Raw genomic sequence first — 22,171 nt, 5'->3', positions numbered from 1 at the left:
GGGTCATTCATCCTTTACGCACCGTGATGTTGATATGGGGTCGTAAAATTCTCGATGAGAACGGGGGAATAGTCTCCCCGGGGACGCGTGATCAGATTCTCGGGGAGAAGTTCGTGCCGTTTACGCCCAGCCATGTCGCCGCCGTGCTGCCGTTGATCGCCTCGGAACGGCTCCGCCGTGTGCTCGATCCCTGGGCCCTCGCGCTGGGCACGATGGTGCCCGATCTGCCGATCTTCTTTCCTTTCCTGCCGGACTACTCGTTCTGGCATTCCATCACGGGTGTCTTCACGATCGACCTGTTCGCCGTCCTCGTGCTGCTCGCCGTCTTTCACGTCGTGCTCCGCGACCCGCTGACCGCTCTGCTGCCGCCCGGCCTCGCGGGTCGCGCCGCCTCGGTGGCCCCCGGCATGTACGGCCTGCGGCGGCTGCCCTCAGCGGTCGCGGGAGGCATCGTGGGGACCATGACCCACCTGTTCTGGGACTCCTTCACCCACTCCTACAGCGTCCGCATCTGGGGCTGGGAATGGCTGGACACCCAGGTGGCCGGTCTCCTGCCCCTGTTCCGCGTGCTGCAGTACATCTCCACGGTGATCGGCCTGGCGATCGTGGCCTGGTGGGTCTGGCGAGGGTTGTCCCGGATCGAGCCGCAGGAGCTGCCGGAGCGGCTGGTCCTCTCCGCCGGGGTACGGCGCGGCGTGCTCCGGGTCACCGCCCTGGCGATCCCGCTGGGCGCGATCGCCTGGCTGGTGGTCTTCTCCGCGGACAGCCTGTCGCAGGCCGTGTCGAGGCTGGGCGCGGGCGTGGTCGTGGGCTGCTGCGCGCCGCTGCTCACCTATGCGCTGATATGGCAGCTCAGGCGGGCCATGGCAGTATTCGAAGGTGCCTAACCTCTCGGATCCCCGCCTGGCCGACTACGCCAACCTCCGCGACGTCGAGCTGCGCAAGAGCCTGGAGGCCGAGCACGGCCTCTTCATCGCCGAGGGGGAGAAGGTGATCCGCCGCGCCGTCGCGGCGGGCTACCCCGTGCGTTCCGTCCTGCTGGCCCCCCGCTGGGCCGAGCCCCTCGCCGACCTCCTCGACGAGCTCGGGGACCGGGTTCACGTGGTGGACGACGCCGTCGTGGAGGACATCACCGGGTTCCCGGTTCACCGTGGCGCGCTGGCCGCGATGGAACGGCTGCCCCTGCCCACGGTGGAACAGGTGCTGACCGGTCACGGCGCCCTGTCCCGGGGGGCTCGGGCCCTCGACGATCCGGCCGGGCGCGGTGCGCCGCCCCGGCCGATCCCGGCCGTCAAGGATCTTCACGACCACGGCGACCACGGTCATGGTGACCATGACCGTGGCAACCACGACCACGACCACGACTATGACGGCCACGGCGGTAACGGTGACCACGACCGTGGCAACCACGGTCATGACGACCACGGCCACGGCGGTAACGGTGACCGCGCCCGCGACGACCGCGCCCACGGCGACGTCGAACGCGTGGAACCAGGCTCTCGGCCGCCTCGTCGCGTCCTGGTCCTTGAGGATCTCGTCGACCACGGCAACGTCGGGGCGATCTTCCGCTGCGCCGCCGCGCTGGGCGTCGAGGCCGTGATCCTGTCACCCCGCTGTGCCGACCCCCTGTACAGGCGGTCGGTGAAGGTCTCGATGGGCGCGGTCTTCGCGATCCCGTACGCGCGGATGACCAACTGGCACGGAGGGCTGGCGGAGTTGCGCGCCGCGGGCTTCCAGACGCTGGCGCTCACGCCCGACCAGTCCGTCACCCCGCTGGACAGGGTCGCCATGGCGGAGCGGGTGGCGCTCCTGCTGGGCTCGGAGGGTGACGGCCTCTCCTCCCGGTGGCTTCGCGAGGCCGACGAGGCGGTCTGCATCCCGATGAGCCCCGCTGCGATGGGCTTCGGCGTCGACTCTCTTAACGTGGTGGCCGCCGCCGCCATCGCCTGCCACGGCCTCATGCGCGGAAGCTCGGCGGACCTGCCCCAACGGGGCTGAACGCACTTCTCGCCGCTTTCTCGTCACATGGGTGAAAGGCAGTCCGAACGACGAAGGATGCTTATTGTTCGGTGAGGACAGCCTCTTGTGTGAATTTGAGAGATTCCACCTTCCGTGACTCCGATCCAGGGGTTCGGAAGGTGCGACGGAGCTGTCGAGAGGAAAATCGGGGTTACGGCGAATTGTTCGACACCACGCCACGCCGGCGCCGCTCGGGTGGCTCGTCGGAGCATCGAAGCCCGCTGATCGTCTTCTTGCCGATCCGGCGGCACGCGACGGGCGGGCGGCCCCTTGAAAAGCGCGTGATCTGCAGGTTTCTCCGGCAAGCGCCGAGGTTTCGGGTGCCTCTCCTGTCGGTGATCTCCGGCGGGGAAGAGCTCGGTACGCCCGCGAAAAGTCATCCGCACGCCCTTCCGACTGATCGATGAAGTGGCGGAGCGGTAAGCGGCGCCGGCCATTTTTCGGTTAACGGTGATTTTTATGATCAACCATGATTGTTGTGAAAATGGTGAGCGGCGCGAGCGGTGAACTCATCGTCGGTCACACCGGCGTCTCGTCAGTGTTTTCGGTTCGGATGGGGCGACCTTCATCGCCGGCGGCCGGGACAAGACCATGAAGTTATGGCGATCCCGCTGACCTCGCCACTCCGGCAACGGGCGAGTGAAGCGGTGACGACCGCTCGTCACGGGTGAAGCGGTGACGACCTCCGGTCACGAGTGGGGCGGTGACGACCTCCGGTCACGAGTGGGGCGGTGACGACCTCCGGTCACGAGTGGGGCGGTGACGACCTCCGGTCACGAGTGGGGCGGTGACGACCTCCGGTCACGAGTGGGGCGGTGACGACCTCCGGTCACGAGTGGGGCGGTGACGACCTCCGGTCACGAGTGGGGCGGTGACGACCATCGGTCACGAGCGAGGCGGAGACGACCTCCGGTCACGAGCGAGGCGGAGACGACCATCGGTCACGAGTGAAGTCGTGACGACCGGCGGTCAGAGGTCGGTGGCGTCGATCGTCGTCTGCTCGCTCGCCCAGTCGAGGAGCCGGGTCGCGGTCTGGAAGCGCCGGTCGGCGTTGGACTCGCCGAGGATGACCCCGATGATCCGGTGGCCGTCGCGGTCGGCGGCGAACGACAGGCAGTATCCGGCGGCGCTGGTGTAGCCGGTCTTCAGACCCAGCGCGCCGGGCGCCTTGCCGAGCAGCTTGTTGGAGTTGGTCCAGGTGTGTGCCCGGTGCGACGCGGATTTCTTCACGGCGTGACGTCCGGTGGAGGCGATGATCCGCAGCGTCGGCTCGCGGAGCGCGATGTCGGCCAGCTTGGCCTGGTCCTGGGCGGTGGAGTAGCCGGGGCTCGGCTTGGGCAGCCCGTCGGCATTGGCGTAGCGGGTGTCGGCCAGCCCGAGGGAGCGCGCCGCGAGATTCATCTTGGCCACGAACTTGGCGTTGCCCGGACCGTAGACGCGGGCCAGCGCGTTGGCGGCGTCCGCTCCGGAGGGGAGCATCACCCCGTAGAGCAGGTCCCTGACGGTCAGGCGCTCTCCCGAGCGCAGACCGGCGTCCGTCGCCCCGTTGGTCGTGGCGTGCTTCACGTCCTCGGCCTTGACTGTGACGGTGTCGCTCAGCTGGGCCTCCCGCAGCACGACATATGCCGTCATGACCTTGGTCAGGCTGGCCACCGGCATGCGCTTGGCGGCCTGCTTGCTGAAGTGGATCGTTCCCGTGGTGGCGTCGAACAGGTAGGCGGCCCGTCCGGGAACCGAGGGAACGGCGCGGCGGTCAACGCGTCCGGCGGACTGCCGGACATGGGCGGGTGCGGCAACCCCGGCGGTCCGGGTGATCGTCGCGAGTCCGCCGGCCTGGGCGGTGGTGGCGAGTCCGCCTGCCCGAGCGAGCGTTGTGGATACGTTGGCCTGGGCCGGCGCGGCGGAGCCGGTGGCCAGAGTGACCCCGGTGACCAATGCGGTGCAGACAATCAGGCGGATTCCCCCGGTTCGCATGCGAATCATGGTGGCAGAGCCCGCTGCCAAAGTGCATAACTTGGCGCTTTGGCTATGGAAATGTTGACATCGGCGTCACGCGGAGGCGAGCCGATTCGCTTCGCGTCGGGGCATGCAAGGGCGAGCGGTTCGCTTCGCATTGGTGGTTACGCGGAGGCGAGCGGTTCGCTTCGCATTGGTGGTCACGTGGAGGTGAGCCGGTCCGCTCTGCGTCGGCGTCACACGGAGGCGAGCTGGTCCGCCTCGCGCCGGCATCACGTGGAGGTGAGCCGGTTCGCTTCGCATTGGTGGTTACGCGGAGGCGAGCTGGTCCGCTTCGCGTCGTGCGGTCCTGCGGCGGCGCCAGCGGACGAATCCGATGATCGCGGCGATCACCACCACGGCGACCGTACCCGCGAGGATCGGCGACTGCGCGGCCAGCTTCAGCCAGCCCCAGATCACCGTGTAGAGGCCGAAGGACGTCACCGGCACCCAGGTCAGGCAGCCCAGCGCGCTGGCCACGACGTACCAGGGGTAGGAGATCCGCAGCACCCCGGCCACCCAGGGCAGGGTGTGGCGCAGACCGGGCACCCAGAAGCAGGCGTAGACGGCGAGCGCGCCCCACTTCTCGACGACCTTCTCGACCCGGAGGATGTTCGGCTGGCCGATCTTCCTGCCCAGGCGCGAGGCATAGAGCCTGGTTCCCAGGACGTGGCCGATCCAGTAGTAGGCCTGGAACGCGCCGAAGAGGGCGATCGCGCCGATGACGACCCAGAGCCACAGGGGCAGGCTCGTCAGCCATGACCACAGCGTGCTCATGAAGGAGGCCGAAGTGGGCTCGGGGACGCCCGCCGCAACCAGTCGCATTCCGAACATCACCGCCCCACTCGCTCCCGTTGGCCTTACTTGATATTAGGGCAGGCTTACCTTTTCCAACACAGCGGAACCCCTGCGAGGGGACGAGAAACAGGCAAAATTGACAGGGGGACACCGGGGAACAGTGGGGCGCCGGGGGAGGGAGTCCTGCAAGCGGACATCAAGTAGAGGTCAAGCATCGAGGCGTACACCTGTGAGTAACAAAGAAAGGTGTATCTCATGATTCCGCGAAGCAGCATGGCGCCGGTGGTAGCGAGTGGGGCCGCGAACGTCGTGAAGCTGCTGGTTGCCACGCTTGCCTTCACCGGTGCCTACGTGGGGGTGGAGGCTTCTCAGAACGCCTCTGTCCGGGCGCGGCTGGGCGTGGACGCGGAAGCACCGGTGCACACGGTGGCCCTGTCCGCGGAGTCCCTGCCGGCCGTCACCAGGTCGGCCGTCACCGGGTCGCCCACCGCGGCGGCCACCGCCGAGAAGATCCCGGCGGTGGGTACGGTCACCGTCAGCGCGGTCACCGCGCTCGGTGCGTGCGACAAGCCGTACCGGATCCAGAGCGTGATCGGTAACGCCAACCCCGAGAAGGCCGTCCTGTACGGCTGGGGCCTGCAGCGCTGGAGCCCGTCCACCCGGAGCTGGCGGCCCTACCTGAGCATGCACTCCGGTTTCATCGGCAAGAGCCAGACCATCAGGTGGGAGCCGCGCGTCGTCAAAAACCCGGGCTGGTATCGGGCCGTGCTGTCGGTCCCCGGCGACGCCCCCCTGCGCAGTGAGAAGTTTCTCGTCAGCTGCTGAGTCAGTTGCCGAGGGAGCGCTGCGCCGCCTCCACCCAGCGGTCCACACCGACCCGCTGGGCCACCGAGAGGGCGTTCTCGTAGTGGGGCTTCACCGCGTCGGTGAAGCCCAGCCGCAGGGCCAGGTCGCCGAGGGTCAGCGCGACCGGCCACAGCGCCACCACACCGGTGCCCGCACCCGCGATCCGGTCGGCGAACGGCTTCAGCGTGTCGTAGGCCTCGATCATCCGCTCCCGGTCGTCCAGCAGCATGCCCGCCAGAGCCCGCCAGATCATCGCCAGCTCGTAGAGGAAGTCGGGACGCACGGGGGTCTTCACCGCGATGACGGCCCGCGCGTCACGCATGTGCCCGGCTGAGGCGAGTGCCACCGCGTAGGCGTCGAGGGTCCACTTGGCGCCGCGCTGGTGGGCCTCGGCCAGTGGCTCCACCATCTCGGCGGCCTGCCCGTTGACCAGGTGCAGACAGAACGTGGTGATCAGCGGCAGGTCCTGCCGGCCCTCCAGCATGCCCGCCTTGGCGGTCAGCCGGGCGGCGTCGCGGTAGGCGCGCTCCGCCCCGGCGAAGTCACCGGCGATCATCAACCGCTGTCCGGCGTACCAGGCGACGACGGCGGCCGGCGCCGACAGCCCGTACTGCCTGGACAGGCGCTCGGAGGCGGCCACATGCGCGTCGGCCTCGGCGAACGCGCCCGAGGCCGCCGCGCACTCCATCAGCACGAGATGGGCCAGGGCCTGGACCGCGACCTGGCCGGTCGCCTTGCCGACCTCCAGCAACTCCCGGCCGATGACCTCGCGCTCGCCGACCGGGGTGATGCCGTAGGACTGGCGCAGCCGCCCGCTCAGCGCCGTCGCCAGCAGCGCGGGGTCACCGCTCCGCCGGGCCAGCTCCTCGGCCTCCAGCGAGGCCTGCTCGCCCCGGGGGGTGGCGGAGCCCTCCAGCTCCAGCGCGAGCGTGGCCAGCAGGCTAGCCCGCAGCGACTGCTCGCCCGCGGGCAGCTCGACCAGTGCCTTCTCGGCGACGTCGACGATCTCCCACGCGGTGCGGGTGAAGTCGCGGGCCATGCCCTTGTGCGGCACGGCCAGCGAGGCCGCCACGCGGGCGGTGAGCTCCAGGTTGCCCAGCGGCAGCGCCGCGTCCATCGCCGCGCGCCGTTGCGTACGGGCCGCCGCCATGTCGCCGCACAGCGCCAGAGCCTTGATCAGCCGCAGGGTCAGCAGCAGGCGCTCCCTGGTGCTGTCGGAGGTGTGGGTGACACCGGAGCGGTCGAAGGCGGCGATGGCCTGCGCCCACAGGGTGGCGGCCTCGCGGTGGGCGAAGCGGCGCTCGGCCTGTTCGGCGGCGAGCCCGGCGTAGTGCACCGCCTTGGCGGCGGTCTCGGCGGTGCCCGCCGCGTCGTAGTGGTGGGCCAGCGCCGCCACGTCGCCGGGATTCCGGTGCTCGATCACCGTGGCCACCGCGGCGTGCAGCCGGGAACGGCGTAGCCGGGAGGCGTCGGAGTAGAGGGTGTCACGGACCAGGTCGTGGTCGAAGCGGAGCATGCCGGGGCCCGGCTCGGTGACCAGTCCGGCGAGCAGCGCGGCCTCGACGGCGTCGACCACGGCGTCCTCGTCGACGGCGACGTCGACCAGCACGTCGACGTCGACGTCGCGGCCGATCACCGCGGCCTGCAACAGGATCTGCTGGGCGGTCGTGGGCAGCCGGGAGATCCGCCGCCGCAGCACGTCACGGACGCCGGAGGGCACCCCGGAGATCACCTCGGCGGCCGTCGCACGGTCGCTCACGGCCTCGGCGTCCAGCAGACGCACCGTCTCGCGGACGAAGAAGGGGTTGCCGCCGGTCCGCTCGACGATGCTGTTGACCGCGTCCTCGTCCACTTCGCGCACGCAGGTCGCACGGACCAGCTCGGCCACCGCCTTGGGATCGAGGCCGGTGAGGCCCACCCGTACGGGACCGAGCCGGGCCAGCGCGGCCAGCACGTCGGCCTGCTGATCACTCAGCTCGCTGTCACGGCAGGTGACCACCAGCAGCACCCGGCTGGTGGACAGCAGGCTGGGCAGCGCGCGCAGCAGGGCGAGGGTCTGGTCGTCGGCCCAGTGCAGATCCTCCAGCGTCAGCAGGATCGGCGTCTCCTTGGCGACGGCGGCGAGATATCCGCCCACCGCCCGGTGCAGCCGGAAGCCGCCCGAGACCTGGTCGTCGTCGGGTTCGGGGGCGGCGTCGTCCAGCAGCGGGGCCAGCAGCTGGGCGTATTCGCCCGGACCGGCCACGTTGACCAGTGTGCGGAGGATCTCCACCCACGCCCAGCCGGGAGGCGTGGCACTGCTGTCGGGACAGGCGCCGGAGGAGATGCCCCAGCCGTCCTCGGAGAGTCGCCTGATGAGCTGGAGGACCAGGGTGGTCTTGCCCGCGCCCGCGTCGCCGCTGATCACCGCGACGGTGAAGCGCCCGGTCCTGGCCGCGGCCGTGGTCAGCCTGGACAGCTCGGCGTCGCGGCCGACGAACGGCTCGGGCTCCAGCGGAGGCAGCTCCACCGGGGTCGCCGTGGGCCGGGGCGGCCAGGTGTCGGCGGTCATCGTCGAGCGCTGCCGGGCGGGCGGGGGAGCGGAGAGCTGGAGGCCCGCGTCCTGGGCCAGGATGTCGGATTCGAGCTTGCGCAGCGCCGGGCCCGGGTCGATGCCCAGCTCGTCGGCGAGGATCGTGCGGGCCTTGCGCAGCGCCGCCAGCGCGTCGCCCTGCCGCCCGCCCCGGTAGAGGCCGAGGGCGAGCAGCCGCCATCCCTCCTCGCGGAGCGGGTGTTCGGTGGTCAGCGCCTCCAGGTCGGGCACCACCTCGGAGGGCATGCCCATGCGCAGGCCGCTGTCGGCGTGCCGCTCGCGGGCCACCAGGCGCAGCTCGGTCAGCCGGTTGACCTCGGCCTCCGCCCACGGCTGGTCGGCGAAGTCGGAGTACGGGGTGCCGCGCCACAGCCCGAGTGCCTTTTCCAGGCGGACCCGCGCCGAGGAGGGGTCGTCGCCGTCCAGCTGCTCTCCGGCGGTGCGGACCAGCGTCTCGAAGCGGAGCGCGTCGACCTGGTCCGGGGCGACGCGCAGCGCGTAGCCGGAGGCCACGGTCACCAGCAGCCGGTTGGGACCCCCGCGCGGGCGGCCGGGCTCCAGGACCCGGCGCAGGCGGGAGATGTAGACCTGCAGACCGGACTGCGCGCCCTTGGCGGCGTCGTCGTCCCACAGGTCGTAGAGAAGGGAGTCGACGGGCACGACCTGCCCACGCGCCACAAGCAAACGGGCGAGGACGGCACGTTGCCGTAACCCGCCTAGGTCGAGCTCGTCATCATCCGAATGCGCCTCGACCGGACCCAGAACCCTGAACGCCACCATGTCAGCCGCCACGCTATGCGGGCCTTTGAATCACGCACAAGGTATTTCCCAATCTAGCGGCTGATCGGCTCCTTTTCAGGAGCCGGGGTGGCGTTCTCACGCCGGCGCAGGAATGCCCACGCGCCAAGCGCCAGCCCACCGAAGGGGATTTCGACAGTGTAGGTCCAGAAGCCGAAGAGCAGAGCGGCGGCGGCCGCGGAATCAAGGGGCGCTCCGAAGTAGACCAGAGCACCGCTCGTGCCCGCCTCCATTATCCCCATTCCGCTGGGAGTCACCAAAGCCGTGGTGAGAACCCGGGACAGGGCGAAGACCGCGATCGACTGCGCCAGCCCGGGGTAGGCGCCGGTCGCGTGCAGGCAGCAGACCAGGATCAGCCACTGGAAGCCGAGAAAGAAGATCATGCCCAGGGTCAGTCCCGGCCAGCGGTTCCGTACGATCACGGAGGTGTCGGTCCGCAGTTTCTGCAGCGCCTCGGAGAGGGCGTGCTCGCCCGGCCGGATCTTGCGGGGGGCCGCGCGTGCCAGGGCGTCGAGGGCGCGGCCGAGCATGGCGGCGGCGCGATCCCAGAAGAGGGCGACGGTCACCACGGCGACCAGGACCACGATGGACAGCACACCCGCCCAGGCCGCGTTGGCCACGGCGGGGCTGAGCTTCTGCCCGCTGAACAGCAGGGCCACGATGCCCGCCGCGGGCAGGAGGAACCGGAACAGCGTGTTCCAGATGCCGCTGGTCAGCGTGGACACCACGACGGCCCGGGTCGGGAAGCCCCACCCCTTGGTCAGCGTGAACGTCACCGCCACCCCGGCCGCGCCGCCGAACGGGAGCAGGTTGCTCACCGCGCTGCCGCTCGCGTTCAGGACCAGGGCCTGTGGATGGGTCAGCCCGGGCAGGGAGGCGGTCAGCACGAACGTGTACGCCAGCAGGCTGAGCAGCCAGATCGCGGCCATCAGCGCGATCGCCTGCGGGCTCAGCGTGGCGAACTGGCCGTAGATCTGGGCCCAGGAGACCTGCTGACCGGTCAGGGCCCTCACGAGCTGGGGCATGAAAACGACGAGCGTGACGGCCAGCGTCAGCGACGCGGCCGACAGCCCGATCTGACCCCACTTGTTCTTCATGTAACCCCCCTGACCAAGTGTGCCGGTCTGACGCTCATCCTTTGGGAGGAATTTCGAACGGGTGCCTCAGCCTGGAGCCGGAAGGCACGTCGCGCCGGACGTACCACTCGGTGCCGAAGATGAGACGGTAGAACGGCTCGGGGACCTTGAGCATCACTCCCAGCGTGCGGGTGTCCGCACCGGTGGCCTGGGAGGCGTGGGCGGCCATGCTCGCCCGTTTCTGGCGGGCGAAGCGCCGCACGTTGACCCGGTGGGTGATCGTCTCGCCGGGGGAGTAGGCCCGTTCGAAGGCCCGGACGTCGAGCCGGGGGTAGAACCTCCGGACGAGTTTGAGCCCCTTGAGCAGGGGGTCGCGGTTGACCGTCGCCTCCAGCACGATCGGGGTCTCCGCGATCTCGGCCGCCCGGCCGCCGACCCGGTGCACCTGGACGTGGTCGGGGTGCCCGTAGCCCCCCGCGGGGTCGTAGATCGTCAGCAGGTCGGCCCGCTCCTCGGTGAGGATCGCGGCGAGCCGCCGGGCGGCCTCCTCGCCGTCGGCGTCGATGAAGGCGTTGTCCGGACGGTCTTCGGCGACCCCGCCGCCGGGCGCCAGACCGGAGTCGCCGTAGCCGAGGTTGACCACCCGGGCGCAGCCGAGGGCCGCCGCCGATCTGTACAGTTCGGTGATCCGCGCGGCGCCCAGTGCCTCACCGGGTTCGAGGTCGGCCTGCCCGAGCTCGCCGGAGGTCGCCACGACGAGGACCACCCGGTGCCCCTCGGCGGCGAGCATCGCCATGGTGCCCGCGGTCAGCAGGGCCTCGTCGTCGGGATGGGCATGGAAGAACACTGCTGTCCTGACGGTGCTGATTGGGCTCACTCCGTTCGCGCGGCTCGGATACGCCCTGACGGGCACGCAGGCATGATCTCATGCGGGGCTACGCTGGCACGGTGAGGATCCTCCACGTCAGTGACTGTTACCTACCGCGTCTCGGTGGGATCGAGGTGCAGGTCGGCGATCTGATCCGGATGCAGCGCGAGGCGGGCCACGAGGTCGAGGTGGCGACCGCCACCCCGGGCCACGCCCTCCCCGGGGTGCACAGGATCGTCGCGAAGCTCCCCTTCGACCTGCCCGTTCATCCTTTCGGGGTCGGCCACATGCTGCGGCTGATGAGGGCCCGGCGTCCCGATGTGGTGCACGTGCACACGGGGGCGGTCTCGCCGTTCGCCTGGATGGGGGTGCGCGCGGCCGTGCGCGTGGGGCTGCCCGTGGTCGTGACCGTGCACAGCATGTGGGACCCGATCACCCGGATCGTCTACCGCGGGCTGCGACTGCTGTTCGAGTGGCACCGCTGGGGGCTGGTGGGCACCGCGGTGAGCGAGGCGGCGGCCCTGCGGATCCGCTCGGTGGCCGGACGCAGGGTGCCGGTGCACGTGATCTCCAATGGACTGGATCTCTCCGGCTGGCGCTCCTCGGGTGCGGCGGAGCAGGTCGACGCGCTGCGGCTCTCCGGCACCGAGCGGCCCGCCGAGGCGGAGGCCGTCGATCCCGCGGGCGCCTCCGAGCCGGTACGGCCTTCCGATCCCGCGCGGCCCGAGCCGGTACGGCCTTCCGATCCCGCGCGGCCCGAGCCGGTACGGCCTTCCGATCCCGCGCGGCCCGAGCCGGTACGGCCTTCCGATCCCGCGCGGCCCGAGCCGGCGCGATCTTCCGATCCCGCGCGGCCAGGCGATTCTGGGTGGTCCTCCGACCCCGTACGGCGGGAGCGGGGTGACGAGCCGGTGCACATCGTCGCCGTGGGGCGGCTGGCGCCACGCAAGCAGCCGATCCGGCTGCTCAAGCTGCTGAGGGAGGCCCGCGCCCAGGTGCCGCAGGAGACGCGGATGCGGGTCACCATCGTCGGCGACGGCCCCGCGCGCTCGCAGATGGAGCGCTACCTCCGCACCAACGGCATGAACGACTGGGTCTCGCTGCCCGGCCGTTACAGCCGTGATCAGATTCATGAGCTGCTCGCCTCGGCGGACGTGTTCGTCGCGCCGGCGCCCCGCGAGTCCTTCGGGCTGGCGGCCCTGGAGGCGAGGGTGGCGGGAGTCCCGGTGGTGGCGCGGACGCAGAGCGGGGTGGCCGACTTCGTCAGGCCGGGCAAGGAAGGACTGCTCGGGCGAGACTTCGACGCCCTGGTCGCGTCGGTGGCCAGGCTGGTCCGCGATCGTGAGCTGCGCGAGTCGATCGCGGCGCACAACCGTGAGACCGAGCCCGTCCGGAGCTCCTGGCCGGTGGTGCTGGAGGGTTTCGAGCGCTGCTACGAGCAGGCCCGCACGATCAGAACGTGACGTCCTTCCCACACCACGAGAAAACCCAGGAAGCGCCTCCCCGCTCCAAAGGACGAGGCATCCGCCCTGAATATCCGGTGACGTTCGACGTGCGACGGCGAAGGTGACAGGGAGAAGCGGGACATGACGCGGAGAGCCCCTGCCGTGCGGCAGGGGCTCTCCGGTGTTCGGTACGGTCGCCGCGCCGCGCTGCCCCCCGCAGGCGGAGCGGCGACCGTACCTCGGGTGCATCCTGTCACCAGGAGGCACGGGTCCTGTTACGAGCAGGCCTTGGCGAGGTTGGTGGTCGCCTCCTGCATCTTCGTGCCCACACCGCTGAGGGCCGTGGCGGCGGCGGCCGGGTCGTTCGGGTCGATCTTGATCGAGCCGAACGACGTGGCGAGGTCGTTGAGCGCGGTGGCCACTTCGCCGTCGGCGGTGCCCGCCAGCGCCTTCAGGTCGGCGGAGAGCTTGGCGGTGGCGTCGTTGAACTTGCCCAGGTCGCCGGCGCTGGCCGTGGCGGCGGTGGTGTATTCCGTGAAGGCCTTCGTCCACGCGGTGTCGGTGCAGATCGCGCTGTTGGTGGACCCGCCGCAGGCCGCGGTCATCGACACAAGAGCGATCCCCGCGAAGGCGAGGGAGATACGGCGGGAGGAGAGGGCGCTGAACATTTCTGCCTTTCATTGCATTTGGTGACAGACAGAACTTTAGAAAAGCACTCTTGCGGATCACTTTCACGGCGCTTACAGAAGTGACTCCTGTGACTCGGTGTGATCTTCTCCCTCCAGTGGGTAAGAGGGGGGTATGGCTGAGGCGATCGTCGATTCAGGTTCCGGCCAGCACTCGCTCAAGCGGGTGATCGGCCGCAGGGTTCTGCTGCTGTTCGTGGTGGGCGACATCCTCGGGGCGGGGATCTACGCCCTGGTCGGGAAGGTCGCCGGCTATGTCGGCGGGGCGCTGTGGCTGCCCTTCCTCGTGGCCTTCGTGCTCGCCGCGTTGACGGCGACCGCCTACGCGGAGCTCGTCGGGAAGTATCCCCAGGCCGCCGGAGCCGCTCTTTATGTGAACAAGGCGTTCAACATCCCCTTTGTCACCTTCATCGTGGCCTTCGCCGTGCTGATGAGCGGGATCACCTCGGCGAGCGCCGCGGCGCGGGCGTTCGGGGGCCGCTATCTCGCCGAGTTCGTCACGCTGCCGGTGATCGTCGGAGCGTTCATCTTCCTCGGCCTGGTGACGCTGGTGAACTTCATCGGCATCTCCGAATCCGTCAAGGTCAACGTGGTCCTGACGGTCATCGAGGCGTTCGGCCTGCTGGTCATCATCGCGATCGGGGTCTACGCGCTGCTGTCCGGCCAGGGCGAGCCCGCCCGCGCCCTGGAGTTCCACCCCGCCAACGGCGCGTTCCTCGGCGTCCTGGGCGGTACGGCTCTCGCCTTCTACGCGCTGCTCGGCTTCGAGGACTCGGTCAACCTCGCCGAGGAGTCCAAGGATCCGCAGCGCGACTTTCCCCGCGCGCTCTTCGGCGGGCTGATGATCGCCGCGGTGATCTACGTGGCGGTCGCGTTCACCGCGACCATGCTGGTGGACACCAAGACGCTGACGAACTCGACCGGTCCGCTGCTGGAGGTCGTCAAGGTCGCCGGGTTCGCCTTCCCGCCCAAGCTGTTCGCGCTGATCGCGCTGCTGGCGGTGGGCAACACCGCGCTGATCAACATGCTCATGGCCTCACGGCTGGTGTACGGCATGGCACGGGAGGGGATCGTGCCGAAGGTCTTCGCGGCGGTTCATCCGACGAGATCCACCCCGTGGGTGTCCATCGTGTTCACCGTGGGCATCGCGGCGGTGCTGGTCGCGACCGGCGACGTGGGCAACCTGGCCGACACGACGGTGCTCCTACTGCTGTGCGTCTTCACGATGGTCAACGTGGCCGTGCTGATTCTCCGCAGGGACCGCGTGGAGCATGACCATTTCCGGGCGCCGAGCTGGATGCCCGTCCTGGGCGCGCTGGTCTGCCTCATCCTGGCGCTGCCGATCACAGGCCGGGGCGGTGACGTCTACCTTCGCGCGGGAGTTCTGATCGCGATCGGCGTGATTCTCTGGTTCGTCAATCGGTTGTTCTTGTCAGAAGGGGAGCACTCGCCCTGAGGGCGTGCGCAGGTCGAGAGAGATCGGCTGGCGGGGCGGTCGAGGTTTTTGGGTGATTAATACCTTTTTCATGCTGTACTCCCTCTTTGTTGGAGTTTGAGAGAGACTACGTCAACCGACCGACGTTTTCGAAGGCTTTTTGATGACCGTGTGTCCGTTCCAGGTAAAATCTTCCAAGCGGCGCAGGTCGGCGCAGGGTGATCGCGGCAGGCAGACAGGCAGGGCGAGCGGGCGGGTGCGCTCAGCGCCGGAGCAGGAAACCCGCTTCGTCGTCCCCCGAGCCGATCGAGCCCACAGCCAACAGCGTGCCGGTGCCCGGCACCCGGGCGATGCCCACGCGGCCGACGTCGTCGCTCTCGTCGTACTGCTGACCCTCCGCGTAAGCCCGGAACAGTGGACCGTACTCACGCGACCACCTCCTGCCGTCGAAGTGAAGGAAGAGCGGTTGCCCCGCGTGGCCGGCGTCGATCCCGCTGACCCAGAGGTCGCCGGGGCCGATGGCGGTGATGCCGTGCAGGGTTCCGCGGGGGACCGGCACCTCCACCCGGGTCCACCGTGATCCGTCCCAGTGCAGGACCAGCGGCTGCGCGTACCGCACTTCCGGGTTGTCCGGTCCGGCGGTGATCTCCCCGACCGCCCACACGTCGGAGGGCGAGATCTGCCAGACCCGGTTGAGCCCGCCTCCGGGGATCTCGGGTATCTCCGTTCTGTCCCATGTGCCGTCGCCGGTGCCGTGGCAGACCAGCGGGGTTCGCTTCTCGCTCACTCCGACGGCCCAGACATCCCCCTCCCGCGCGGTGATCGCATTGAGGGTCCCCCCGGCGTTCATCACGTTGTGGAACTCCTGCTCCTTCCACTCCAGGACGACCCCTCCGGAGGGGCCGTTCCCGGCGAACCATGACTTTCCGCCGTCTGTGGCGACGCCGTCCAGCCGGTAGTCCTCCGTCACCCCGAAGGGCCGCTGCCGGGTCCAGCTCTGCCCGTTCCAGTGCGCGGCGAACGCGCTGCGGCCGTTGCCCACCACCCACACGTCATCCGGCCCGCTCGCGCCGACTCCTTCCAGGTGGTAGGCGCCCACCACGGGCAGCTTCACCTCGCGCCACCGGCTTCCGTCCCACCGGAGGACGGCGGGCAAGCCCTCCCGATCCTCGGCGCTGTCCTGGTATCCGATGGCCCAGGCGTCCCGGGGCCCGGTAGCCGTCACGTCGAGCAGCGCGGCGTTCCCCGACAGCCGGGCGCCCTCGGCGGTCGCCCACGCGGCGGAGGCGGCGACGGTGGCCGCGGGACTCGCCGCCGAGCTCTCGGAGGGGACCGGGTTCTGGGGGGAGGGGGTCGGGGAGACCGTACGGTCCGGCGCGAGCGTGGGCGCCGCACGGCCCGAACCACACGCGGCTATCAGAGACATTCCGAGGACCGCGACCGTGATCACGCGCAGGTTTCCCATACGGCCATTCTTCCAGCAGGTTCCCCCGTTGGATTAGCCCCGCGTGTGTGGGGCACCTGTGACATGAGAGGGGGAAAACCGATGTCGGATATTCCGAACAATTCGGGATTCCATGTGCGAGCGGATACACGCGGACGCTGCACGACCCTGCATGCGACGGGTGCGCTGGACTACGGATCCTCCCCACTTCTGAAGGAACAGACCGACGCCGCCCTGGAAGCGATGGACCATCCTCGCCTGGTGATCGATCTCACCGAGGTCACCTTCTGCGATTCGACCGGCTACGGCGTGCTGATGTATGCCCTGACCCACGTGCGGAGACTCGCGGGCTCGCTGATCCTGGTGGGCACCTCGGCCATCATGAGACAGCGGCTGAACCGTCTCGGAGTGGGGGAGTTGTTCGACACCCGAAGCACGGTCGAAGAGGCGATCAACGCGTTTCCCGCCACGGGGTGAGGGCGCTGGGAGGGATGTTCCACGCCCGCGCCATCAGATCGGCCTGTCCCATATGAGAAAGTTGCAGGGCTGGGAAGGGCAGGGCAGAAAATTGGACGCGTCCATTGAAGATGGGCCGGAGTCGGCTTTCACCGCCACCTCGGGCCTGCACGGCACGACGCTCGTGGTGCGGGCGAGCGGGGAGCTGGACTACTGTCACACGTCGGTGCTGCGGGCGGAGCTTGGCAGGGCATGGGAGGGGCTGCGGTCACCGACCCTGATCCTCGACCTCTCGGCTCTCACCTTCTGCGACTCCTCCGGCATAGGCGAGCTGCTCCAGGCACGTCACCACGGCCTGGAGGAGGGGGTCCGGCTCATCCTCACCGGGGTCCAGGGCAACCTGGCACGCCGGCTCAACCTCGCCGGGCTGACCCAGGTCTTCGAGATGTTCCCCTCCGTGACGGAGGCGCTTGAGGTCGCCTGAAACGGCAGAGAGCGCCGAGCGGGTATCTGCCCGTCATTCAGGAGTGCGAGGGGGGCGACGGGCTCGATCACCCGGTCGCCACCTCCCGGACGAGCCCTGGATCGCGGTAAGGAACAACCCGGTGACGGGCGGGGCCGGCGCCACCCGCGAGCTTCGGACTGTTCCCTGACCGATTGCCCCTACGCCGTGAGCAGCCCGATGCCAAGAGTGGCGGCACCGGCCGCGAGGACGGCGGCGCCGATCCACGACAGCGCGACCAGCCGGTTGGGACCGTCCGCCTCCCGGCCGAGGGATGACAGGAGGAACCCGGCCGCCATCAAGATCGCGGCGCCTGGCACACCGAGCCGGGCGATCCGGCCGGCGAGGCCGCTGAGATCGGTCGCGTCGGCCAGGACGAGACAGACGAGGCCGAGGGTGACCAGCACTCCCGCGTGCGCATGCCCTGCCCTGGCGAACGTGGCCGACCTCCTCACCCGCCTTGGCGCGGCCAGCCGTTTCCAGGCGGCGCTTCTGGCCAAGGAGAAGGGCTGGTCCTGACGACGGGCTTCACGGCGTGGAAGAAGGGGAACCGCAGATCATTCGGGACAGGCGCCTGTCCACTCGGCGGGTATCGGTTCCGGTTCCGTGGAATAGCCGCTCGGAGTGTGGGGTTGGCGCGATTATGGAGCCGATTACACGTGGACGCGTTCGGGTCGAACGCGGGGCCAAGAGAATAAGGGCCTTCCTCGGCGGCCGGGCGATCGCTGACACCACCCGGGTGCTGCTGGTGTGGGAGGTGCCCTACTACCCGACCTACTACTTCCCCCGGGAAGACGTCGCCGTCGAGCTGAAGCCCAACGGCCGGAGCACGCACGTGCCCAGCCGCGGCGACTCGCTGCTCTACGACGTGGAGGGCGTGGTCGACGCCGCGATGGCCTACCCGACCTCCCCGATCGAGGAGCTGCGCGATCACGTCCGGCTGGACTGGGAGGCGATGGACGCCTGGTTCGAGGAGGACGAGGAGGTCTACTTCCACGCCCGCGATCCCTACACGCGGGTGGACATCCTGCCTTCCTCCCGGCGCGTCCGGGTCGAGGTGGACGGCGTGACCGTCGCCGACTCCCACAACCCCCGGATCCTCTTCGAGACCGGTCTGCCGCCGCGCTACTACGTGCCCAAGACCGACGTCCGCCTGGATCTGCTCACTCCCACCGACACCGTGAGCAGGTGCCCGTACAAGGGAGAGGCCGAATACTGGCGGGTCAACGGCCACGCGGACCTGGCCTGGTCCTACCGGACCCCGTTGGAGGAGAGCCAGCGCATCGCCGGGCTGATCTCCTTCTACAACGAGAAGGTCGACATCTACGTGAACGGTGTCATCCAGGAGCGCCCGAAGACGAAGTTCGCCTGAGATCGCCCGCCCCCGGGCCCCGGCCGGAGGGCCCGCGCGGGTTGACGCCGGACGCCCCGGTGCCGTCGCACAGCGCCGTCCGGCCGGTCACCGCCCTGAGGACCTGACCCCGCCCGGCACGTCACGCCAGGTGGCTGACCGTTTCGGGCGGAGATCGACGGCACCTCTGGCGAAACTCGACGCGGAGGATCTCCTGGGGGCGCTGGGAGGCGAGGGTCTCTCGCGGCGCGGCAAAGGGGATCCCTCGCGACGCCGGAAGGCGTCAGAAGGGGAGCGTACGGCCTGAGGGGCTCCGAAGATCGAGGGGCACAGGCTCACGAGGCGGACGCGGACGTTGGACGACCTGGATCCTTTTCACGATGCCGCTCCATTCTGGGCTTGCATCACCGGGTGTTACCCATGCGGAGCCCAAGAATCACCTATCTGCGTATCACATGAAGCACACTAGCCACACGTTCCGCGGCTGTGGCGACATCCTCGGCATGCCCGATGCGGCCGGCCCAGGACAACCAGAACCACCACTCGCCGTCGTCCTCGTAGGCGGCGAGGACGTCCTCGGTCCGTGCCGGAGCCATCGGGTTGATCACGTGGAGGCGGGGAAACAGCCCCGCCGGCGATCTCAGGCACACCTGGAAGGCGTGCGCCTCCAACTGTGCGGCCAACCGCTGCAGATGGTCGACGGCCTCGCCGCGCTCTGCCATCATCCCGATCACTCCTGGCGGACGCTGGGACATGCTTCTCTGCAGAGTGCGGTTTTATGACAGATCGGGCAATCGACCTTTCCCCAATCGGAGGCGGGATCAGTGGAATAGACAGGAAACTCCTCGGTGTTCCGTGGGAAAACCACGAATAAAGGGAATGCAAAGCACAGGCGCGCTAACGCTGTGGTGCGTTCTCGTTAACCTTGTGTAACTTGTGCAAACAGCGACTGGAGGGGTGCCGTGGCCCGAGGTGAGCATTCGCCCGCATGTGCACGACGATGGCGTGAGCAGGCGGAGTCCAGGCAGTGGACGCCCTGGCAGACCGCCCAGGCCATCCACGGCTGCTGCGGGGTAAGCCTTCTCAAGGCGCACCGGCTGGCCAGGGGATGGTCGGCCAGGCAGTCCGTCCAGGAGCTGGAGGAGCTCTGCGAGCGCCAGGACCTCGGTGAGGCCCGGGCCAGCATCGACCTGCTCAACGCCTGGGAGAACAACCGGGCCAGACCGCGACCGCAGACCATAGACCTGCTCGCCCGGCTCTACCGGGCCAACTCGGTACGGCTCGGCCTGGCCGGAGACTACTGCGAGGACAACGGCGGGGCCAAGGTCGTGGTCGTCTCGGGCGGAGAGGGCCGCTCGCCGTACCAGACGGAGGACCGGGTCGACGACGACATGGAGCGCCGCGCGCTGTTCCACCACGCGCTGCTCGGCTCCCGGTTCGTGATGACCGGGCGGCTGCTGGCCGAGGTCGAGCGGACCCGCCAGGACATGGACCGCACGCTCGCCGTCGCCACCGTCTCCGAGGAGCAGCTCGACCGGCTCGACGAGCAGGTGCTGCGCTACCGCCGCGAATACATCACCAGCGCGCCGCTGCCCATGCTCTACCGGATGATGCTGGAGCTGTCGGACGTCCGGATGCTGTCGGCGGCCCGGCAGCCCGCGGTGGCCCAGCGGCGCCTGCTCAACGCCACCGTGATGCTGGCGCTGCTGTCGGCGGACGCGTTGATGAAACTCGGCGACACCCGCCAGGCCCACGCCTGGTACGGCACCGCGCGCACCGCCTCCGACGACATGGGCGACGTGCGGCTGCGTGCCCTCGTCCGCGCGCAGCAGGCGATGCTTCCCTACTACTACGGCGACCTGGCCGAGACCGTACGGCTGGCGCGCGAGGCCAGGATGCTGGCGGGAAGCGCGCCCAGCTCCCCGGCGGCGCTCGGCGCCGCGGCGGAGGCGCGGGCGCTGGCCCACATGGGTGAGCACAAGGCCGCCAGGGTCGCGCTGGCCGAGGCCGAGCGGATCTTCGCCAGGATGCCTCCCGAGGGCCACGACCACCTGGCCTTCCGCTTCTCCGAGCGACGGCTGCAGTTCTACCGGATCGGCACCCTGATCGAGCTGGGCGAGGAGGTCGACTGGACACCGGGCCCCTCGGGTCCCTACGCCATCGACCCGGTGCTCATCCTGCTCGACCAGGCCGCGCACCTGGTCCGCGACGGCAAGGTCGAGGACGCCTGCAACCTGGCGGAGAAGGCGCTGCTCCAGGTGCCTCCCGAACATCGAACCTCCATCGTGCTCAACCGCGCTCAGTCGCTGCTGTCGGAGGTGCCGCCCAGCAAGCGCAGAGCGGCGGCGGTGCGCCGCCTGACCGATCTGCTCGGCGACGCCGCGCCGGTCAGCTGATGGGCTCCCTCGCGGAGGAGGCGTTCACGGTTCTGCGCGAGGTCTGCGAGGACCTCGGGATCGACCACAGGGACGCCGAGTTGCTGCGGGTGCGGAGCAACGCCGTCTTCAAGCTGCGCAGCGAGATCGTGGTCAGGATCGCCACCGCGCCCAACGCGCTGACCCGCCTGCCGCTGGTGCTCGCGGTGGCCCGCTGGCTGGCGGAGCAGGGGTTCCCCGCGGTGCGCCCGGCCGACGAGATCTCCGACCAGCCGGTGGTGCACGAGGGCAGGGTCGTCACGTTCTGGCACTACGTGCCGGCCAGCGGCCGCCCCACCACCACGGAGCTGGGCGAGATCCTGCGCAGCCTGCACCGGCTGCCGGTGCCGCCGGTGGCGCTGAAGCGGTTCGCCGACCCGCTGTCCGAGGTGCGCCGGGCGGTGGACCGCTCCCAGGAGCTCACTCCCTGCCAGCAGGGCTGGCTGCGCGACCGCATCGCGGAGCTGACCGATCGCTGGTCGGGCCTCGGCGTGGACGGCTCGCCGGTGCTGTTGCACGGTGACGCCTGGATCGACAACCTGCTGCGCTGCACGGACGGCCACGTGGTGCTCTGCGACTGGGACGGCGTGGCGGTGGGCCCCCGCGAGTGGGATCTGGTCCACACCTACCACGGCCAGCGCCGCTTCGGCCTGACCGCCGCCGACGTGGACGCCTTCGCCGACGCGTACGGCAGTGACCTGCGTTCGTGGCCGGGTTACTCCACCCTCATGGAGGTCCGGGATCTGTACGCCGTGGGCATTCACATCCGCAACGCCGGAGCCGACCCCTTCTCCCGCCGCGAGCTGCCCCGGCGGATGGACTCCCTGACCCGAGGTGAGAAACATGCCCGGTGGTACATGGCCGAACCCGTTACTGTCTCCCAGTAAAGATCTTTATACGGGGGCAAAGCATGCCAAAGGTAACGCTGCGCAATACCTTCCATGTCGGTAACACTCCGGAGGTGCTCCGCGCGCACCTGAGCCAGCCGCAGAGCTACGTGGGGCTCTCGCCGCTGGTGGTCGCGGTCAAGGACGTCGAGCAGGGCGAGGGCGAGACGCGCTACACCTCGATCGAGCGGTTCAGATTCTTCGGCCTCGTCAAATACGACAACAGGATCAAGGTGACGCTGCGGAGCACGCCGCGGACCGTGGAGGGCGAGGTGAAGAGCCCGGGAGGGGTGCGCCTGGACTACCGGTTCACCCTCACCGAGAAGGCCGGGGGGACCGAGGTCGAGGACATCCTCGTGGTGCACGCGTGGGTCAGGCCGTTGCTGGGCTACGCGGCGAGGAAGGCCCTCGAGGTGCAGCTCGCCCGTGCGGGAGTCCTGGCCTCGCGCCTGGGTTGAGATGGGTCATCCCGGTCCGTGCCGGTTCATGCCGGGCCGTGTCGGTCCGGAGCGGGATGGTCCGGACCGGGGCGGTCTGAGTCACGGTGGTCCGGATCGGGTGGCCCCGAGCAGGACCGTC

21 protein-coding genes are annotated in these 22,171 nt (G+C 69.5%); 12 read left to right on the top strand and 9 right to left on the bottom strand.

Annotation, left to right across the window (positions count from 1 at the left end; translation table 11 throughout):
• Positions 1 to 113: 113 nt before the first annotated feature.
• Both DKM19_RS36680 and DKM19_RS52195 read left to right on the top strand, forming a co-directional pair.
• Complete coding sequence (locus DKM19_RS36680) at positions 114 to 887, top strand: DUF4184 family protein (RefSeq protein ID WP_110702212.1); 774 nt, start codon at positions 114 to 116, stop codon at positions 885 to 887.
• On the top strand, positions 880 to 1,998 hold the full coding sequence (locus tag DKM19_RS52195) for an RNA methyltransferase (protein WP_239513781.1): 1,119 nt from the start codon (positions 880 to 882) through the stop codon (positions 1,996 to 1,998). Before DKM19_RS36680 ends, DKM19_RS52195 begins: the two co-directional genes overlap by 8 nt.
• Before the next feature lie 990 nt (positions 1,999 to 2,988).
• Here the strand turns inward: DKM19_RS52195 and DKM19_RS36665 are convergent.
• Entirely contained in the window at positions 2,989 to 3,993 is a 1,005-nt protein-coding gene (locus DKM19_RS36665; protein WP_239513780.1) for a D-alanyl-D-alanine carboxypeptidase family protein, read from the bottom strand.
• Positions 3,994 to 4,284: 291 nt separating this feature from the next.
• A complete protein-coding gene (locus DKM19_RS36660) occupies positions 4,285 to 4,839 on the bottom strand; it encodes a DedA family protein (protein ID WP_110706246.1) in 555 nt (184 codons plus the stop codon).
• A gap of 228 nt (positions 4,840 to 5,067) precedes the next feature.
• Here DKM19_RS36660 and DKM19_RS36655 point away from each other — a divergent pair, with 228 nt between their 5' ends.
• Complete coding sequence (locus DKM19_RS36655) at positions 5,068 to 5,637, top strand: hypothetical protein (protein ID WP_162642036.1); 570 nt, start codon at positions 5,068 to 5,070, stop codon at positions 5,635 to 5,637.
• A gap of 1 nt (position 5,638) precedes the next feature.
• Here the strand turns inward: DKM19_RS36655 and DKM19_RS36650 are convergent, their stop codons facing one another.
• The 3 genes from DKM19_RS36650 to DKM19_RS36640 are packed head-to-tail and all read right to left on the bottom strand — an operon-like array spanning position 5,639 to position 10,951.
• Positions 5,639 to 9,022 carry a BTAD domain-containing putative transcriptional regulator gene (locus DKM19_RS36650; RefSeq protein WP_239513779.1) on the bottom strand — a complete coding sequence of 1,128 codons (3,384 nt, stop codon included), beginning with the start codon at positions 9,020 to 9,022 and terminating at the stop codon, positions 5,639 to 5,641.
• A 41-nt stretch (positions 9,023 to 9,063) separates the two neighbouring features.
• Positions 9,064 to 10,125: a lysylphosphatidylglycerol synthase domain-containing protein gene (locus DKM19_RS36645; RefSeq protein ID WP_110702204.1), complete on the bottom strand. Its 1,062-nt coding sequence runs from the start codon at positions 10,123 to 10,125 to the stop codon at positions 9,064 to 9,066.
• 34 nt (positions 10,126 to 10,159) lie between these two features.
• On the bottom strand, positions 10,160 to 10,951 hold the full coding sequence (locus DKM19_RS36640) for a PIG-L family deacetylase (RefSeq protein WP_110702202.1): 792 nt from the start codon (positions 10,949 to 10,951) through the stop codon (positions 10,160 to 10,162).
• A gap of 80 nt (positions 10,952 to 11,031) precedes the next feature.
• Here DKM19_RS36640 and DKM19_RS52190 point away from each other — a divergent pair, with 80 nt between their 5' ends.
• A complete protein-coding gene (locus DKM19_RS52190; protein WP_239513778.1) occupies positions 11,032 to 12,435 on the top strand; it encodes a glycosyltransferase family 4 protein in 1,404 nt (467 codons plus the stop codon).
• A gap of 257 nt (positions 12,436 to 12,692) precedes the next feature.
• Here the strand turns inward: DKM19_RS52190 and DKM19_RS36625 are convergent, their stop codons facing one another.
• Positions 12,693 to 13,085, bottom strand: coding sequence for a hypothetical protein (locus DKM19_RS36625; RefSeq protein ID WP_110702200.1), 393 nt, complete (start codon positions 13,083 to 13,085; stop codon positions 12,693 to 12,695).
• Positions 13,086 to 13,218: 133 nt separating this feature from the next.
• Between DKM19_RS36625 and DKM19_RS36620 the strand changes: the two genes are divergently transcribed.
• Complete coding sequence (locus tag DKM19_RS36620; RefSeq protein ID WP_110702199.1) at positions 13,219 to 14,559, top strand: APC family permease; 1,341 nt, start codon at positions 13,219 to 13,221, stop codon at positions 14,557 to 14,559.
• A gap of 241 nt (positions 14,560 to 14,800) precedes the next feature.
• Here DKM19_RS36620 and DKM19_RS36615 read toward each other — a convergent pair whose 3' ends face one another.
• The gene (locus tag DKM19_RS36615) at positions 14,801 to 16,003 is read right to left on the bottom strand and encodes a hypothetical protein (RefSeq protein ID WP_110702197.1); all 1,203 of its coding nucleotides are present in this window, start codon (positions 16,001 to 16,003) and stop codon (positions 14,801 to 14,803) included.
• A gap of 114 nt (positions 16,004 to 16,117) precedes the next feature.
• On the opposite strand from DKM19_RS36615, the gene DKM19_RS36610 reads away from it, so the two are divergent.
• Together DKM19_RS36610 and DKM19_RS36605 are read left to right on the top strand one after the other, a co-directional pair.
• A complete protein-coding gene (locus DKM19_RS36610; protein WP_162642034.1) occupies positions 16,118 to 16,459 on the top strand; it encodes an STAS domain-containing protein in 342 nt (113 codons plus the stop codon).
• Positions 16,460 to 16,550: 91 nt separating this feature from the next.
• A complete protein-coding gene (locus tag DKM19_RS36605; protein WP_204358398.1) occupies positions 16,551 to 16,922 on the top strand; it encodes an STAS domain-containing protein in 372 nt (123 codons plus the stop codon).
• A gap of 179 nt (positions 16,923 to 17,101) precedes the next feature.
• Here DKM19_RS36605 and DKM19_RS36600 read toward each other — a convergent pair whose 3' ends face one another.
• Positions 17,102 to 17,347 carry a hypothetical protein gene (locus tag DKM19_RS36600; RefSeq protein ID WP_204358397.1) on the bottom strand — a complete coding sequence of 82 codons (246 nt, stop codon included), beginning with the start codon at positions 17,345 to 17,347 and terminating at the stop codon, positions 17,102 to 17,104.
• Between DKM19_RS36600 and DKM19_RS52640 the strand changes: the two genes are divergently transcribed.
• Positions 17,337 to 17,459: a hypothetical protein gene (locus DKM19_RS52640; RefSeq protein ID WP_255415458.1), complete on the top strand. Its 123-nt coding sequence runs from the start codon at positions 17,337 to 17,339 to the stop codon at positions 17,457 to 17,459. The two genes, DKM19_RS36600 and DKM19_RS52640, sit on opposite strands and share 11 nt — an antisense overlap.
• 124 nt (positions 17,460 to 17,583) lie before the next feature.
• Entirely contained in the window at positions 17,584 to 18,312 is a 729-nt protein-coding gene (locus DKM19_RS36590) for a DUF427 domain-containing protein (protein ID WP_110702191.1), read from the top strand.
• A 419-nt stretch (positions 18,313 to 18,731) separates the two neighbouring features.
• Here DKM19_RS36590 and DKM19_RS36585 read toward each other — a convergent pair whose 3' ends face one another.
• Positions 18,732 to 19,016 (bottom strand): hypothetical protein, encoded by a 285-nt coding sequence (locus tag DKM19_RS36585; protein ID WP_089205839.1) that lies wholly within the window; start codon positions 19,014 to 19,016, stop codon positions 18,732 to 18,734.
• A gap of 237 nt (positions 19,017 to 19,253) precedes the next feature.
• On the opposite strand from DKM19_RS36585, the gene DKM19_RS36580 reads away from it, so the two are divergent.
• From DKM19_RS36580 to DKM19_RS36570, 3 genes are read left to right on the top strand one after another with little or no spacing between them, the layout of a single operon-like run.
• Complete coding sequence (locus tag DKM19_RS36580; RefSeq protein ID WP_110702189.1) at positions 19,254 to 20,687, top strand: helix-turn-helix transcriptional regulator; 1,434 nt, start codon at positions 19,254 to 19,256, stop codon at positions 20,685 to 20,687.
• Complete coding sequence (locus DKM19_RS36575) at positions 20,687 to 21,592, top strand: phosphotransferase enzyme family protein (RefSeq protein ID WP_239513777.1); 906 nt, start codon at positions 20,687 to 20,689, stop codon at positions 21,590 to 21,592. The genes DKM19_RS36580 and DKM19_RS36575 overlap by 1 nt, the downstream gene beginning before the upstream one ends.
• Before the next feature lie 23 nt (positions 21,593 to 21,615).
• Positions 21,616 to 22,050 carry an SRPBCC family protein gene (locus tag DKM19_RS36570; RefSeq protein WP_110702186.1) on the top strand — a complete coding sequence of 145 codons (435 nt, stop codon included), beginning with the start codon at positions 21,616 to 21,618 and terminating at the stop codon, positions 22,048 to 22,050.
• Positions 22,051 to 22,171: the final 121 nt, after the last annotated feature.

This window comes from Streptosporangium sp. 'caverna' (assembly GCF_003203775.1).
Lineage (GTDB): Bacteria > Actinomycetota > Actinomycetes > Streptosporangiales > Streptosporangiaceae > Streptosporangium > Streptosporangium subroseum.
This window is presented reverse-complemented; position numbering and strand designations above follow the sequence as displayed.